We start from the raw sequence: 1,064 nt of genomic DNA on the forward strand, positions 1-1,064 counted from the left end.
CTATATAAGTTGAACTAATGATGGCAACTAAAATCTAATGCAAAGCCGATCAATAATAGTCATTGGATTTATCATGATGCGTTCCATGAAGATATGGACGTTTTGACGAATCTCCACCACCGTATGGTAAAAGACATTGTTAATGACATCAGCTTTCAGCCATTTCCAAAGCCCTTCGACGAGATTGAGTTCAGGGCTGTAAGGCGGCAGAAAGACCAATTTCAGTCTTCCTTTCATTTCGTTCAGAAACGGTTCCAGTAATTTTGCATGATGAATACGGGCATTATCCAGGATCAAAGCGATTTTTCCTGTGGGATAAGCATCGACGACTTTCCGGAGAAAGGCGAGGAAGGTTTCAGCTGTATACTGCTCATCTTCCTGCCATACGATACGCCCCGTCACATAGTCTAGCGTTGCGAGCAGTTTCACGCCTCTATGCTTGCCTGTAGTCTTAATGATTCGCTGCTCTCCTTTTGCGAACCACGTGTGTTGAAGGGCTTGATAATCTCGAATCATGCTTTCATCTTCAAACAAAATGTGATCAATTTCGCCGTCTTCGTAATTTTTTTAACTCTGGAAATGTAGATTCGACAAACTCTTTTTGCTTTTCTTTGTCAGCCGCCGCCAGCGTATAGGTCGGCTTGGTATAGCTAAGCCCCAGCCGATGCATCATCTTAGAAACGCCGCGAATAGAGTAATCTCGTCCAAACTCGCGATGGATGTACAATGCGATGATCTCCAGTGTCCAGTTAAACTTAGCGGGGAAGCCAACTTCATGAGGTAATGAGTCGATAATCGTTTGCTTCAATTGAGATTGTTGTTCCTTCGTTAAACGTTCTGGCGCTCCGGTCGAAAACTTCATGATTAAACCATCAAGTCCGTGTTTTCGATAGGTGCGAACATATTCTTTGACGGTATATTCCGATCTTCCAATCGAGGTTGCAATTTGGCTGTAGTCATGACTGAGTAAGTAAAGTCGAATGGTTTGATACCGCTCAAACATTCGACGACTCTTTTCGTGCTTTAGACGCTGTTCTACTTCCTGTAATGCTTCCGTGTTGGAT

The 1,064-nt window shown here is 43.4% G+C and carries 1 protein-coding gene; it reads right to left on the minus strand.

The features are described 5' to 3' along the window. Positions 1-27: 27 nt before the first annotated feature. Positions 28-1,064 (minus strand): IS630 family transposase gene (locus ET33_RS38250; protein ID WP_152570769.1). Its coding sequence is split into 2 segments (ribosomal slippage), with 1,036 coding nucleotides annotated over them: positions 28-558 and positions 560-1,064; the frame shifts between segments, so codons are not numbered across the junction. This gene is flagged as partial in the annotation.

It is taken from the genome of Paenibacillus tyrphae (assembly GCF_000722545.1).
Taxonomy (GTDB): Bacteria; Bacillota; Bacilli; order Paenibacillales; family NBRC-103111; genus Paenibacillus_G; species Paenibacillus_G tyrfis.